The organism is Pseudomonas sp. GM74, from assembly GCF_000282455.1.
Classification (GTDB): domain Bacteria; phylum Pseudomonadota; class Gammaproteobacteria; order Pseudomonadales; family Pseudomonadaceae; genus Aquipseudomonas.
The window spans coordinates 1-14,392 of record NZ_AKJG01000039.1 but is presented as its reverse complement, the minus strand read 5'-3'; the positions used below and the strand labels follow the sequence as shown (position 1 = coordinate 14,392).

Genomic DNA, 14,392 nt, shown 5'->3' with positions numbered 1-14,392 from the left:
CATGCTTTAGTTTTTCCTTTTTCAGGGAGAACACCATGAGCGATTTCAACCTCGGGCGCCGTCGTGTCATGCAAGCGGTCGGCGCCGGGCTGTTGTTGCCGGGGCTGGCGCCGGCGGTGATCGCTTCGGTCAAGGATCGGCCGCAACTCACCGACGGCGTGCAGTCCGGCGACCTGCTGGGCGACCGGGCGATCATCTGGAGTCGCTGCGACCGCCCCGCGCGGATGGTGGTGGAGTGGGACACCCGCAGCCTGTTTCCCAACCCCCGGCGATTCGTCTCGTCCCTGGCCGATGCGCGCACCGATTTCACTGCGCGGGTCGAACTCACCGGGCTACCCGCCGACCAGGCGATTTTCTATCGCGTGCAGTTCGAGGACGCCCAGAGCGGCGTTGCCAGCGAGCCCTGGTTCGGTCACTTGCGCAGCGTGCCGCAAACCCGGCGCGACCTCCGTTTTGTCTGGAGCGGCGACACCGTCGGCCAGGGCTTCGGCATCAACCCGGACATTGGTGGCATGCGCATTTACGAAGCAATGCGCCTGCGTTTGCCGGACTTTTTTATCCACAGCGGCGACACCATTTACGCCGACGGCCCGATACCGGCGCAGCTCACCACCGAAGGCGGTCGGGTGTGGCGCAACATCACCACCGAGGCCAAGAGCAAAGTCGCCGAGACCCTCGATGAGTATCGCGGTAATTACCGCTATAACCTGATGGACGAAAACATCCGTCGCTTCAACGCCGAGGTCCCGCAGATCTGGCAGTGGGACGATCACGAAGTGGTGAACAACTGGTCGCCGGGCAAGCAGCTGGATGCGCGTTACCAGGACAAGGATATCCACAGCCTGGTGGGCCGCGCACGCCAGGCCTGGCTCGAATATGCACCGATGCGCTTGCAGAGCGCCGATGGTGGCGGGCGGATCTATCGCAAACTGGGTTACGGGCCGCAGCTCGATGTTTTCGTGCTGGACATGCGCAGTTATCGCGGGGCCAACGATGACAATCTGGGCGCTGAAAAACCCTTCCTCGGGCGTGAGCAACTGGACTGGCTCAAACGCGAAATGCAGGCCTCGAAGGCGCAATGGAAAGTGATCGCCGCCGACATGCCCATTGGCCTCGGCGTGCCCGACGGCGAGGTCAGCCCCGGTGTCGCGCGCTGGGAAGCGGTGGCCAACGGTGACCCCGGCCCGGCTCAGGGGCGCGAACTGGAAATCGCCGAACTGCTCGGTTTCCTGCGGGCGCAGCAGGTGCGCAATTTCATGTTCCTGACCGCGGATGTGCATTACTGCGCGGCCCATCATTACCACCCGGATCGGGCGGCGTTCCAGGATTTCGAACCGTTCTGGGAGTTCGTTGCCGGGCCGCTGAATGCCGGAAGCTTTGGACCGAACACGCTGGATAAAACCTTTGGTCCTGAAGTGGTGTTCGAAAAGGCGCCGCCAGCGCAGAACGTCTCGCCGTTTGCCGGGTTTCAGTTTTTTGGCGAGGTGAATATCGATGGGCAGAGCGGGGAGTTGAGCGTGGTGTTACGGGATCTGGACGGGGTGTCGGTGTTCGAGCAGAAGCTGCAGCCGGTTTGATCGCTGGACTCAAAGCCCCTGTGGGAGCGAGCTTGCTCGCGATGGCGTCATCACTTTCAACCGTGATGTCGCCTGACACTCCGCTATCGCGAGCAAGCTCGCTCCCACAGGGAACCTAGTGAATCAGTACACGTCGCGGCGGTAGCGGCCCTGTTCGATCAGGTGCTCCACTTTGGCGGCGCCCAGTACCTCGTTGAGCACCTGGTCCACGCCCGAAGCCATGCCTTGAAGGCTGCCGCAGATGTAGATCACCGCACCGTCCGCCAGCCACTTCTCGAGTTCGGCTGCCGATTCACGCAGGCGATCCTGTACATAAATCTTTTCGGCCTGGTCGCGGGAAAACGCCAGGTCAAGGCGCGCCAGATCACCATTGATCAGCCACTCCTCCAGTTCCTTGCGGCACAGGTAATCGTGCTCGCGATGGCGCTCGCCAAACAGCAGCCAGTGGCGTTGCTGACCATCGGCAATCCGTGCCTTGAGCAGGCTGCGCAACCCGGCCAGGCCCGTGCCGTTGCCCAGCAGGATCATCGGCACCGGTTGGGCCGGCAGATGGAAACCGCTGTTGCGCCGCACGCGCAGGCTGATGGAGCTGCCCACCGGCGCGTGTTCGGTCAGCCAGCCGGAACCGACGCCGAGGTTGCCGTCGGCATGCACTTCCTGACGCACGATCAATTCCAGCACGCCATCGGCCGGGATCGAGGCAATGGAATACTCGCGCATGGCCAACGGCACGAGGGCCTCTACCAGCGCCTGCGCGTGCAGGCCGACCAGGTGGGCGCGGTTCTCCGGCAACTGGCGGCTGGCCAGGGCCTGTTCGAGGGTTTCTTCCAGGCCGTTGAGTTGCACCCTGGTTTCACCGTGGATCCCCATTCCGTCGAGGAAGTGCTCAATGGCCCACGGGCAATTGCGCGGCATCACTTCCACCAGGTCGCCCGCCAGCCAGCTGCTGGTGGAAGGAGGCTTGAGGCCCAACAAGTACACCGGCGAACCACTGCTGTCCGGGTTGAGCAGTTCACGACGCAGCAGAGTCCAGTTGTCGTAGTTGGGCGCTTGCCAGGTATCCACGGGGGCCTGGCCGGTCAACAGGCCCAACTGCTGTTGCCAGTGACGCAAGGCGTAAGGGTCACCGCTGTCGACCTCCACCGGGGCGAACAGGGTCTTTGCGCCCTGTTCGCCCAGCCAGGCGTGCAGGCGTTTGGCGAAACCGCAGAAGTGTTGGTACTGCCGGTCGCCTAGCCCCAGGACGGCGTAATTCAGGCGTCCCAGGCTCGGTGCCCGGCCCAGTACCTTGCGCTCGAACCCACGGGCGCTGTCCGGTGCTTCGCCGTCGCCGAAGGTGCTGACGACGAACAAGGCATTGTTCGATTCATGCAAGTCCTGCTCACTGACGTCCGCCAACGGCTGCACTTTGACCGGCAAGCCTGCGGCCTGCAATTGCCCGGCGGTCTGCCATGCCAGCTGCTCGGCAAAACCACTTTGGCTGGCGAAGCCGATCAGCCACGCAGGCGCATCGCTGGCGGTTTGCACGAGGTCTTTGCGCGCATCCTTGATCTGGCGTTTTTTGCGGCGACGATCCAGGTACAGCATCCAGCCGGTGACGAAGAACAGCGGCATGGTCAGCGCGGTGATGGTCAGGATGATGCGCCCGACGATGCCGAAGTAACTGCCGACGTGCAGCGCATAGATGCTGGTCAGCAGTTGCGCCTTGAGACTCTTGTCGCTGTAGCGATCAACGCGCTTGACCACGCCGGTGGCCGGGTCGAGGGTGATCTGGTTCAGGGCGCGGTCGTGAGGCGAAGTTTTCAGCAGGAAGTACACGGTCGCGGGTTGGCCGGCCACGGGGGGCATGCGTACGTTATAGGAACTGAGCTGCGGACCGGCCGCGCTGTAGATGCTGCTCCACATTGCCGCGTAATCGGCCGTCGGTGCCGGACCGCTCGGCGCAGGGCCGCGACCGCCGCGCACGCGTTCGCTCTGCGCAGAGTCGGAGAGCAAGCGTGTCAGGCCTTTGTTGTACCACTCGTAGGACCAGGACAACCCGGTCAGTGCCGCCAGGAGGTAAAACACCAGGCACCAGGTGCCGGCCACCGAGTGCAGGTCCCAGTTGAAGCTGCGGCCCTTTTTCTTCCAGTCCAGGGTCAGCCAGGCGCGCCAGCTTTTCCACTGGCGAGGCCAGCGCAGGTACAGGCCGGACAGGCAGAAGAACACCAGGATCAGCGTGCACGCACCGGTGATCTGCCGACCCGTGTCACCCATGGCGAGGAAGCGGTGCAGTTGCAGCATCAGGCCGAAAAAGCCCTGGCCGGTGGCGTCGCCGAGGAATTTGGCGGTGTACGGGTCGAAGTAGCGCATCTCGCCACGGCGTTCACCCGGCGGCGGGGTGAACCACACTTTGGCGGCGTTGCCGCTGTCGGTTTCCACCGTGAGCATCGAGACTTTTTTGCCCGATGCGGCTTCGATTCGCTCCACCAGTTCGACGGGCGGCAGCACACCGGCGACCTGTTTCTCGACCTGTAAAACAGAAGGATTGAGTGTGCTCAGGATTTCATCCTGAAACGACACCGCCGCCCCGGTGATGCCCATCAGGGCCAGGACCAGCCCGGCGCTGATGCCGAAAAACCAGTGCAACTGGAACAGGGTTTTCTTCAACACGTCGCTCGCCTTGTTCGTTCAAATTGATTCATCACGGCGCGCATTATGCCGTGGGGTTGTCGAGAAGCATTCTTTTTTACACACAAAAGCCCCGTTCACGGTATGAACGGGGCCTGACCTGATTTCAACTTCATCCTCTTTTGTGGGAGCAAGCCCGCTCCCACAGTTTCGACACCTGTCAGAAGTGGAAGTTGGTGCTCAGCAAAGCGGTGCGACCGGCCGCCTGGTTGGCGAAGTGAGTCGAGAACACCTTGTCGTAGTAGGTTTCGTCGGTCAGGTTCTGCACGTTCAGTTGCAGGTCGACGTTTTTGCTCAGCTTGTAGGCCGCCATTGCGTCGTAACGAACGTAGGAATCAACCATGGTGGTGTTGGCGGCACTGCCGAACACGTCATCGACATAGAACGCACCGCCACCGATGGTCAGCTTTGGCGTGACCTGGTAGGTCGTCCACAGGCTGGCGCTGTTTTTCGGCGTGTTTGGCAGTTCGTTGCCGTTGTTGGCTTTGTTGGCCGGCAGGTCACCACCATCGATTTGCTCGCTGTCCATGTAGGCGTAACCGGCGAAGACCTGCCATTTGTCGGTGAGTTTGCCGGTGGCCGACAGTTCGACACCTTGAACGCGGGTTTTGCCGACGTTTTCGTACGTCGTGGTATTGGTCTGCACACGAGCGTTTTCTTTCTCGGTGCGGAAGATGTCGGCAGTCAGGGACAGACGATCGTTCAGCAGGTCCCACTTGGTACCGATTTCGTAGTTCTTGGTGGTTTCCGGCTCCATGTCGCTTTTGAGCAGGTTGCCGTTGCGATCCGGCGTGCCGCCCAGCGGGTTGCCTTCCGAACCTTCGCCCAGGGTATTGCCCGGTGGCGTGGCGGACGTCGCGTAAGACGCATAGATGCTGCCGTTTTCGGCTGGTTTGTACACCACGCCGAACTGACCGGTAACGAATTCGCTGGTGTCATCGCCCTTGGACGTGGTCACGCTGGAACCGTTGAAGGTTTTGTATTCGGTGTCGAAATGGTCGTAGCGCAGGCCCATGTTCACCAGCCACTGCTCGGACAACGTCAGGGTGTCGAACACATACAGCGCGTAGGTGTTGGCCTTGGTATCGGTGCCGGCATAGTTGCGCGAGATGGCGCCGCTCCACGGATCATTCGGGTTCGGGTTGGACAGCGAGGTGCAGTTGTAACCGCTTGGCGCGCCGATCAGGGCCGGCGAGCAGTTGGTGGTCGCTGCTGCCGTTCTCGGGGTGGTGTCCGTGTTGACGTTGTACGTCGACTTTTCGCTTTCCTCGTGGGTGTATTCGACACCGGTGGAGAAGCTGTTCTTGAACCCGGCGATGTACACATCACCAAACAGATCGGTCTGGTTGGTGGTGGTCTCGGTGTTGCTCACACGGGTGTTCGCCCGGCGCCAGACGCTGCCGTTGTTGACGTTGCCTTTACTGTCGTCCGGCTGGGTCAGGATGTAGTCCTGCATGCTGGTGCCGTGACGCAGGGTGTTCTTGACGGTCAGCGCGTCGCTCAGGTCGTGCTCGATGGCGAAGGTCGCGGTGTCGGTGCGGGTCTTGCGGAAGTCGCGATCGGTCAGACCATAGAAGTTGCTGCTGTCGCCGCCGTCATTCGGCTTGTCCGGGTTGGCCTTGGTACGGGCAGCCGAGCCACCGACCGGGATGGAGTACGGAATACCCGAGTCCGGCAGGTCGTTGCTTTCGAGATGGTAGTAGTCGAGGTTGACGCGTGTGTCCGTACCCAGGCCGAAAGCCAGGGACGGTGCAACACCCCAGCGGTCGTAGTTGACGCTGTCACGTCCGGCGACGTTGCTCTCGTGGCTCAGCAGGTTCAGACGGCCAGCGGCGGTGTCGGTGAACTGGTAGTTGCCGTCGAAGGTGTAGCGCTGGGTCTGGTCGGAGCCCCAGGTGAAACCACCGTCGAGCGAATTGCCCAGGTGAGCTTTCTTGCTGACCAGGTTGATGCTGCCGCCCGCTGCGCCACGACCGCCAATGGCGGAGTTCGGGCCCTTGCTGACTTCGATCGATTCAACGGCGAAGATCTCTCGGCTCTGGGAGCCGGTATCGCGCACGCCGTCCAGGTAGGTGTCGCCCTGGGCGTCGAAGCCGCGGATGAACGGACGGTCACCCTGGGGGTTGCCACCTTCACCGGCACCGAAGGTGATGCCTGGAACGGTACGCAATGCGTCCTGCATGTTGAGGGCGCCGGTGTCTTTGAGAACCTGTTGCGGAATGACGGTTACCGAGCGCGGCGTGTCGATCAGCGGGGCGGTGTACTTGGGCGAGGAGGCCTTTTCGACGTTGTAGGTCGTCTCGTCCTGGGCTTCGCCGGTGATGGCGGTGGCGCCCAGCGAAATCACATTGTCCGGTGCTTTTTCGTCGGTTTTTTCCGCCGCGAAAACCATATGGCCCGCAGAGCCGGCAGTAATCGCCATGCCGATGGCCGATGCGAGCAAACGTGGTGAACTGACCGGTACTTGTGGTTGTTGACGCGACATTTGAATTCCCCTCCCCCAGGATTTGAGGCGGCGGAATATAGGGTAAATACGTATTCGTAACAATTGCGAAACATTACTATTCGCACTTAATTTACATTCTTTACAATTTAACCTTACGGTTTTTGCTGACTCATTCGTCAGATGGGTTTTACACAGGCAATAAGAATCAATACCATTGGCGCCCCTTTGTTTTCAGGTGTCTTGTCATGCTGCTGCACATTCCCGGCCTGTTCGAAAAAGACGAGGTGCAGCGCATTCGCGAGGCTCTGGAGCAGGCCGATTGGGCGGATGGCAAGATCACCGCGGGCTACCAGTCGGCGAAAGCCAAGCACAATTTGCAGCTGCCGGAAGGGCATCCGCTGGCCAAGGAGATCGGCGCGGCGATGCTGGAACGGCTGTGGAAAAATCCGCTGTTCATGTCAGCTGCCTTACCGCACAAAGTCTTTCCTCCGTTGCTGAACTGTTACACCGCCGGTGGCAGTTTCGACTTCCATATCGACAACGCGGTGCGTCAACCCAAGGGCAGCATCGAGCGGGTGCGCACGGATTTGTCCGCCACGCTGTTCTTCAGCGAGCCGGAGGATTACGACGGCGGCGAGCTGGAGATCCAGGACACCTTCGGCACCCAACGGGTGAAGCTGCCCGCCGGCGACATGGTGTTGTACCCCGGTACCAGCCTGCACAAGGTCAACGCGGTTACGCGGGGAGCGCGACTGGCCTCGTTTTTCTGGACCCAAAGCCTGGTGCGTGAAGACAGCCAGCGCGCCCTGTTGTTCGAGATGGACGGGGCCATCCAGCAGCTGACCCGCGATGTGCCCGATCATCCATCGCTGATCCGCTTGACCGGTACTTATCACAACCTGTTGCGTCGCTGGGTCGAGGTGTAAGTGGCGGATTTTCGTTTACGCCGCGAGGAAACTCTCGACGGTGAGCGCCTGCGCGCGATGCTCGACGAAAGTCCGGCCCGGGCGGCCCAGGCTATCCTGATTGCCGCGCGAGAAGGTGAGGTCGAGGCCCAGGCCTTGCTCGGGCAGATTCTGCTCGACGGCCAGGGGATCGCGCAGGACAAGCCGCTGGCGCTGAGCTGGTTCGGCATCGCCGCGCGCCAGGGTCACCTGATGGCGCGCAACATGCTCGGCCGTTGTCATGAGCATGGTTGGGGCTGTGCTGCCGATGCATCACTTGCTGCACGGCATTATCGAATCGCGGCGCAGGCCGGACTGGATTGGGCGATGTACAACTACGCCAATCTGCTGGCGACCGGTCGCGGGGTGGTTGAGGACCAGCTTCAAGCACTGAGTCTCTATCGCCGTGCGGCTGAGTTGGGCCATGCAAAATCGATGAATCTGTTGGGGCGGTATCTGGAAGAAGGGCGGGTCTGTCCGGCGGATCCGGCAGCGGCCCGTGACTGGTATCGGCGTTCGGCCGAAGGCGGGGACTTTCGCGGGCAGTTCAGCTTTGCAGCGGTCTTGACCGACGAAGGGAATATCGAGGATGCGTTGGTCTGGCTGCGCAAGGCGTTGGCCGCTGGCAACCCGAACTTTCTGCGAGTGGCGAGTCAGGCGCTGATGGGCGCGGTCGATCCGAGGATCCAGGCACTGGCCCACGAATTCCATCATCGAGTCGTCGAATTAACCCCAGTCCCTTAAGTCTTTGTGGGAGCGAGCTTGCTCGCGATGACGTCATGACATTCAACATCAATGTTGACTGACCTATCGCCATCGCGAGCAAGCTCGCTCCCACAGGGATTTGCGTAAACAAAAAAGCCCATGACGTGTCATGGGCTTTTTGCTTTCTGCGTGATGTATTTACACGTAGAACGACTTCAGCGGCGGGAAGCCATTGAACTCGACGGCGCTGTAGCTGGTGGTGTACGCACCGGTCGACAGCCAGTACAGGCGATCACCGATGGCCAGGTTCAGCGGCAGGCCGTACTTGTAGTTTTCGTACATGATGTCGGCGCTGTCGCAGGTAGGGCCGGCGATGACCACTTCTTCCATCTCGCCCTTTTTCTCGGTCCAGATCGGGAACTTGATGGCTTCGTCCATGGTTTCGATCAGGCCGGAGAACTTGCCCACATCCGTGTACACCCAACGCTCTACCGCGGTACGGGATTTACGTGCGACCAGTACCACTTCGCTGACCAGGATACCGGCGTTGGCGATCAACGAACGGCCTGGTTCCAGGATGATTTCCGGCAGGTCATCACCGAAGTCTTCCTTGAGGAAGCGGATGATTTCCTCGGCGTAGGTTTCCAGGCTGTTGGTGCGGGTGATGTAGTTGGCCGGGAAGCCGCCGCCCATGTTGATCAGTTTCAGGTGAATGCCGTCTTCTTCCTTCAGGCGTTCGAAGATCACTTTGACCTTGGCGATCGCCGCGTCCCAGACGCTGATGTCGCGCTGCTGCGAGCCAACGTGGAACGAGATGCCGTAAGGCACCAGGCCCAGGTCGCGAGCGAGGATCAGCAGGTCCATGGCCATGTCGGTCTGGCAGCCGAATTTGCGCGACAGTGGCCAGTCGGCGGTGGTCGAGCCTTCGGTCAGGATGCGCACATAAACTTTAGCACCCGGGGCGGCCTTGGCGATGTTGCGCAGGTCGGCTTCGGAGTCGGTGGCAAACAGGCGCACGCCCTTCTCGTAGAAGTAGCGGATGTCCTTGGATTTCTTGATGGTGTTGCCGTAGCTGATCTGGTCGGCGCTGACGCCGCGACCCAGCACTTTGTCCAGCTCATAGATAGAGGCAATGTCGAAGCTCGAGCCTTTTTCTTTGAGCAGGTCGATGATTTCCACAGCCGGGTTGGCCTTGACCGCGTAGTAGACCTTGGCGAATTCGAAACCGGCGCGCAGGTCGTCATAGGCCTGGCTGATCATCGCAGTGTCGATCACCACGAACGGGGTTTCCTGTTTGTCGGCGAACGCCTTCATTTTCTGAAAGGTTTCGCGCGCGAAATAGTCTTCGACCTGGATCGACATACCTGGGAGCTCCTAATGGCAAACGAGTAAAAACAATGGGTGCGAGGGTGTGTCATCAATGAATTCGCGAGTACGTTGCGCCTGAGCGCGTGCCAGGCAAGGCGTAGGCCGCCGCTAATGGCCACTCCCTTCGCAAGGCCTACAACGCAGCATGGCGCGCGCTCAGACACAACCCGAAGGGCCGGGCCTGCTTTTGCGCAGGGCTGCGTTACTCGTACCTTATTTGGAACAACCAAACTTCGGTCCTCGCGCCTTACCCTGCGCAAAAGCAGGCTCCGGCGTACTCGTGAATTCATTGATGACACACCCTCCTGAACGTCCTCCGTATCCCCACTTTGGTTCGCCTACTTCCCAAGGCATGTCGCCGAAAGCAAAAAGGCCATGGGAAGTGCAGCTTTCCCTTGGCCTTGCTGTCTCGTCGTCAGTACTTGAGCCGGATGGATCGTTTCCAGCATGGACGTTCGGCGCGAACTTTAGGGCGTGAGGGGCTTGAGATCAACAAAAAATGTCGCGTTTTTGCACTCTTCTGACGCGCGTTACTAGCATTACTCTTTGTAACCGACACAGATGACAGTCGGATGTTCCCGAAGATTTATGAAGTGTTAAAAATACCTGCACGTTCGACGCTTTTGTACCCTAAGTCACTAGGAAGTACGATGGCGACAATATGGGCGACGTTGGCAGCGAAAAGGTAGGCTGAGGGGGGATTTGACTATTCCGGAGCGTGTTTCCAGATAGCTTTTGCAGACGCTACTGTTGATATTTTTTTCCGGCCTGCGAATCACTGGAAAAACGCACAGAACCTGTGGGAGAGAGCTTGCTCGCGATGACATTTTCACAGCCGGCATCGTAGTTGCCTGAAATGGTGCCATCGCGAGCAAGCTCGCTCTCACAGGTTTTGTATTTTTACCCGGTAATGTGAGCTGTCAGGCGACCACTGCCTCGGCAGGCGACACGATGTTGGTCTTCATCCCGCGCGAACGACCTGAGCTCAGGTAAGCCGCAATCGACTCCTGAGTGACTTCGCCAAGGAACACCCGCTCGGCATCCATCACCGGCAACCACGCTCGATTGAACTCGTACATGCGCGACAGCAGGATGCGCAAATGTTCGTCGTACGCCGCCGTGGCGTTGAACTCCCGTTGGTACTGCGCGCAGGTGCCGGTCTGACGGTGCAGGTCGCGACGTCGTACATAACCCAGGGCTTTGTTCTCGGCACAAGTGACCACCACGTAGCGTCGGTCATGCTCGTCCATCAACTCCAGCGCTTCGGCCACTGGCGTTTCCGGGCTGACGGAAGGTGCGTTGTCCGCCGCGTCTTCGGCTTTCACCAACAGCAGGCGTTTCAGCGTGCTGTCCTGGCCGACGAAGTTACTGACAAACTCATCCGCCGGGTGTGCGAGCAAGGTGTCCGGGTGATCGATCTGCAACAGTTTGCCAGCGCGGAAGATCGCGATCTTGTCGCCCAGCTTGATCGCTTCGTCGATGTCGTGGCTGACCATGATTACGGTCTTGTTCAGCGCCCGCTGCATTTCGAAGAACTCGTTCTGGATCATCTCGCGGTTGATCGGGTCGACCGCCCCGAACGGCTCGTCCATCAATAGCAGTGGTGCATCGGCGGCCAGTGCGCGAATCACGCCGATCCGCTGTTGCTGCCCACCGGACAATTCCCGTGGATAACGATGCAGGTATTGCTTGGGTTCGAGCTTGATCATGCTCATCAACTCGCGGGCGCGGTCCTGGCATTTCTGCTTGTCCCAGCCGAGCAGTTTCGGTACCACGACGATGTTCTCCTCGATGGTCATGTTCGGGAATAAACCAATCTGCTGGATCACGTAGCCGATGTTACGACGCAGGGTCACTTCGTCGAGGCCGGTGGTGTCTTCGCCGTTGATCAGGATTTTGCCCGAGGTCGGTTTGATCAGGCGATTGATCATTTTCAGCGTGGTGCTTTTGCCGCAACCCGATGGCCCGAGGAACACGCAGATTTCGCCTTCATTGACGGTCAGGCTCACCGAGTCCACGGCTTTCACATCTTTGCCGTTGCTTTGGAAGGTCTTGCTGAGGTTTTGAAGTTCGATCATTTGAGGAGTCCTTTTGGAGTCAACGAGCGTTGCAGCACTTGCAGGATCAGGTCGGCGATGATCGCCAGCACACTGACCAGTACGGCGCCGACGATCAGCATCGACATGTCGCTGCGGCTGATGGAAGCGAGGATGAGTACGCCCAGGCCGCCGGCGCCGATGGTGGCGGCGATGGTCATGACGCCGATGTTCATCACCACGGCGGTACGCACACCGGCGAGGATCACCGGCACGGCGATGGGCAACTCGACCATGCGCAGGCGCTGGCCGAAGGTCATGCCGATGCCGCGGGCGGCTTCGCGGATGCCCGGCTCGACGCTGGTCAGGGCCAGGTAGGTGTTACGCATGATCGGCAGCAGCGAGTACAGGAACACCGCGGTAATCGCCGGCATCGGCCCCAGGCCCTGACCGAACTTTGAGTAGAACGGCAGCAGCAGGCCGAACAGGGCAATCGACGGTACGGTCAGCAGCACCGTGGCGCTGGCCTGCAAAGGCCCGGCGAGGCTCGGGAAGCGTGTCATCAGGATGCCCAATGGCACGCCGACCAGAATCGCCAGGGACACGGCGATGCCGACCAGGGTGATGTGTTGCCACGTCAGGTGTAAGACCAATGGCCAGTCGAGATGGGAAAAGGCGTTCAGGAATTCCATGACTTTTCCTCCTTAATTGATCGGGTGCTGGTGCAGGAAATCGGCGGCAACGGCTGAAGGACTTTGGTGCTCGACGTCGACCCGGGCGTTGAGTTCGCGCATGGTGTTGTCGTCGAACAGTTCCGCCAGCGGCTTGAGCTGTGCGGCCAACTGCGGATGCGCATCGAGGTAGGCCTGACGCACCACCGGTGCGGCGGTGTAGTCGGGAAAGTAATGCTTGTCGTCTTCCAGCAGCTTCAGTTTGAAGGCGTTGAGGCGACCGTCGGTGGTGTAGACCAGACCGGCAAACACCTGACCGTTGCGCAAGGCGGTGTAGACGAGGCCGGCGTCCATCTGCCGGACGTTCTTGCGGGTCAGGTTCATGTCGTAGAGCTGGACCATGCCATCAAGACCGTCCGAACGGTTGGCGAACTCGGTATCCAGCGCCACCAGGTTGTTGGTCTCGGCTTCCTTGCGCAGCACCCTGTTCAGTTCGCTGATGGTGTTGATGTGCGGGTATTGGTCGGCGACGTTCTCCGGCAGGGCGAGGGCGTAGGTGTTGCTGAATTTCGACGGGGTGAGCCAGACCAAGCCTTTTTTCGCGTCGAGTTCTTTTACTCGTGCGTAGGACTGTTCGCTGTCGAGTTTTTCGGTGACATGGTTGTAGGCCACCAGCGAAACGCCGGTGTATTCCCAGAGCATGTCCAGCTGGCCACTTTCGTGGGCGCTACGGGCCAGATTGCTGCCCAGACCACCGGTCACTTGCACCTCGTAACCCTTGGTGCGCAGGTACTGCGAAGTGATTTCCGCCAGCAGGGTCTGTTCGGTGAACACCCGGGCGCCGATGCGGATCAAGGGTTTGTCAGCGGCTTGGGCAAATCCTGCGAACAGCAGGACGCAGCCTAGTAAAAAGCTTGAAGTTTTCATGACGATTCCTTTGCCGAGGCTTAAGACGGGCGCAAGCCGCGTTCGAGCCAGAGGCGGCTGGCGAGTGTCACCAGGCCGTCGAGCAACAAGGCCAGCAGGGCGGTGCAGGCCGCGCCGAGCAGCAATTGCGGCTGATTGTTCAGGGCAATGCCGGGGAAGATCAGGCTGCCGAGACTGTTGGCGCCGATCAGGAACGCCAGCGGCGCCGTCCCGACATTGATCGCCAATGCCACGCGCACGCCACCGATGATGATCGGCACCGCGTTGGGCAATTCGACTTTCCACAGCACCTGGCGCGGGGTCATGCCGATGCCGACGGCGGCTTCCTTGAGCGAGCCCTGAACGTTTTTCAGGCCTTCATAAGTGTTACGCACGATGGGCAGCAAGGAGGCGAGGAACAGGGCGAAGATGGCAGGGCCGCTGCCGATGCCGAGGATGCCAAGGGCGATGGCCAGGACGGCCAGGGGCGGAACGGTGTTGCCGATGTTGAAGAGCTGCATGAAGCGTTCGGCGCGGCCGACCATGGACGGGCGGCTGAGGAGGATGCCGGCAGGAATGCCCACGACAAGGGCGGCCAGCATGGAAGCGAGGACGAGAACCAGATGAGCTTGCAGGTAAAACAACAAATCGTCGCGGTAGTGTTCGATCGTGTTGATGCCGATCCATTGGATCAGCAGGGCCAGAAGGGCGATTACCAGCGCGCCTCCTATCAGCCCTTTGCCATAGTGGATAGCCACAGGCGGACTCCTTTTTTCAGTCGGCGAACACTTTTTCGTGTGGCAACGCCTTGCTTGGCTGCCGAAAAAATGTCGCGATAAGCAGCTCGGGCAGGCCGGCAAAGCAGCGTGCAATCGAGCCATGAGCACAGCCTCGTCAGGCCGAATTGCAGGTGTTTCAGGCCCCCGACGAGTGGTCGTAACGGGGGAGTGGACGTCTCCGTGCTTTAAAAGGTTCCCCAATCCAACATTATTTGGCCACCTGTCGTCGCACCTCGATTCACGTAGCAGCTGCCGAGCCTGCGAGGCTGCTGCTACGGGCGAACGGTGGT

10 protein-coding genes are annotated in these 14,392 nt (G+C 60.3%); 3 read left to right on the top strand and 7 right to left on the bottom strand.

Features of this window, described 5'->3' with window-relative positions:
- Window positions 1-35 precede the first annotated feature (35 nt).
- Window positions 36-1,577, top strand: coding sequence for an alkaline phosphatase D family protein (locus tag PMI34_RS21805; RefSeq protein WP_008047422.1), 1,542 nt, complete (start codon window positions 36-38; stop codon window positions 1,575-1,577).
- 123 nt (window positions 1,578-1,700) lie between these two features.
- Here PMI34_RS21805 and PMI34_RS21810 read toward each other — a convergent pair whose 3' ends face one another.
- Together PMI34_RS21810 and PMI34_RS21815 are read right to left on the bottom strand one after the other, a co-directional pair.
- Entirely contained in the window at window positions 1,701-4,229 is a 2,529-nt protein-coding gene (locus PMI34_RS21810; RefSeq protein ID WP_008047421.1) for a PepSY domain-containing protein, read from the bottom strand.
- A 178-nt stretch (window positions 4,230-4,407) separates the two neighbouring features.
- Entirely contained in the window at window positions 4,408-6,732 is a 2,325-nt protein-coding gene (locus PMI34_RS21815; RefSeq protein WP_008047420.1) for a TonB-dependent receptor, read from the bottom strand.
- A gap of 206 nt (window positions 6,733-6,938) precedes the next feature.
- On the opposite strand from PMI34_RS21815, the gene PMI34_RS21820 reads away from it, so the two are divergent.
- Window positions 6,939-7,619 carry a Fe2+-dependent dioxygenase gene (locus tag PMI34_RS21820; protein WP_008047419.1) on the top strand — a complete coding sequence of 227 codons (681 nt, stop codon included), beginning with the start codon at window positions 6,939-6,941 and terminating at the stop codon, window positions 7,617-7,619.
- 57 nt (window positions 7,620-7,676) lie between these two features.
- Complete coding sequence (locus PMI34_RS21825; protein WP_050562093.1) at window positions 7,677-8,381, top strand: tetratricopeptide repeat protein; 705 nt, start codon at window positions 7,677-7,679, stop codon at window positions 8,379-8,381.
- Between the two features lie 159 nt (window positions 8,382-8,540).
- Here PMI34_RS21825 and PMI34_RS21830 read toward each other — a convergent pair whose 3' ends face one another.
- The 5 genes from PMI34_RS21830 to PMI34_RS21850 form a co-directional block, all read right to left on the bottom strand.
- A complete protein-coding gene (locus PMI34_RS21830) occupies window positions 8,541-9,704 on the bottom strand; it encodes a type III PLP-dependent enzyme (RefSeq protein ID WP_008047417.1) in 1,164 nt (387 codons plus the stop codon).
- 926 nt (window positions 9,705-10,630) lie between these two features.
- Complete coding sequence (locus tag PMI34_RS21835) at window positions 10,631-11,788, bottom strand: osmoprotectant ABC transporter ATP-binding protein OsmV (protein WP_008047416.1); 1,158 nt, start codon at window positions 11,786-11,788, stop codon at window positions 10,631-10,633.
- Complete coding sequence (locus PMI34_RS21840; protein WP_008047415.1) at window positions 11,785-12,438, bottom strand: ABC transporter permease; 654 nt, start codon at window positions 12,436-12,438, stop codon at window positions 11,785-11,787. The genes PMI34_RS21835 and PMI34_RS21840 overlap by 4 nt, the downstream gene beginning before the upstream one ends.
- 12 nt (window positions 12,439-12,450) lie before the next feature.
- Window positions 12,451-13,344 carry a glycine betaine ABC transporter substrate-binding protein gene (locus PMI34_RS21845; protein ID WP_008047413.1) on the bottom strand — a complete coding sequence of 298 codons (894 nt, stop codon included), beginning with the start codon at window positions 13,342-13,344 and terminating at the stop codon, window positions 12,451-12,453.
- A gap of 20 nt (window positions 13,345-13,364) precedes the next feature.
- Window positions 13,365-14,081, bottom strand: a complete 717-nt coding sequence (locus PMI34_RS21850) for an ABC transporter permease (protein WP_008047412.1) — start codon at window positions 14,079-14,081, stop codon at window positions 13,365-13,367.
- Between the last annotated feature and the right edge of the window lie 311 nt (window positions 14,082-14,392).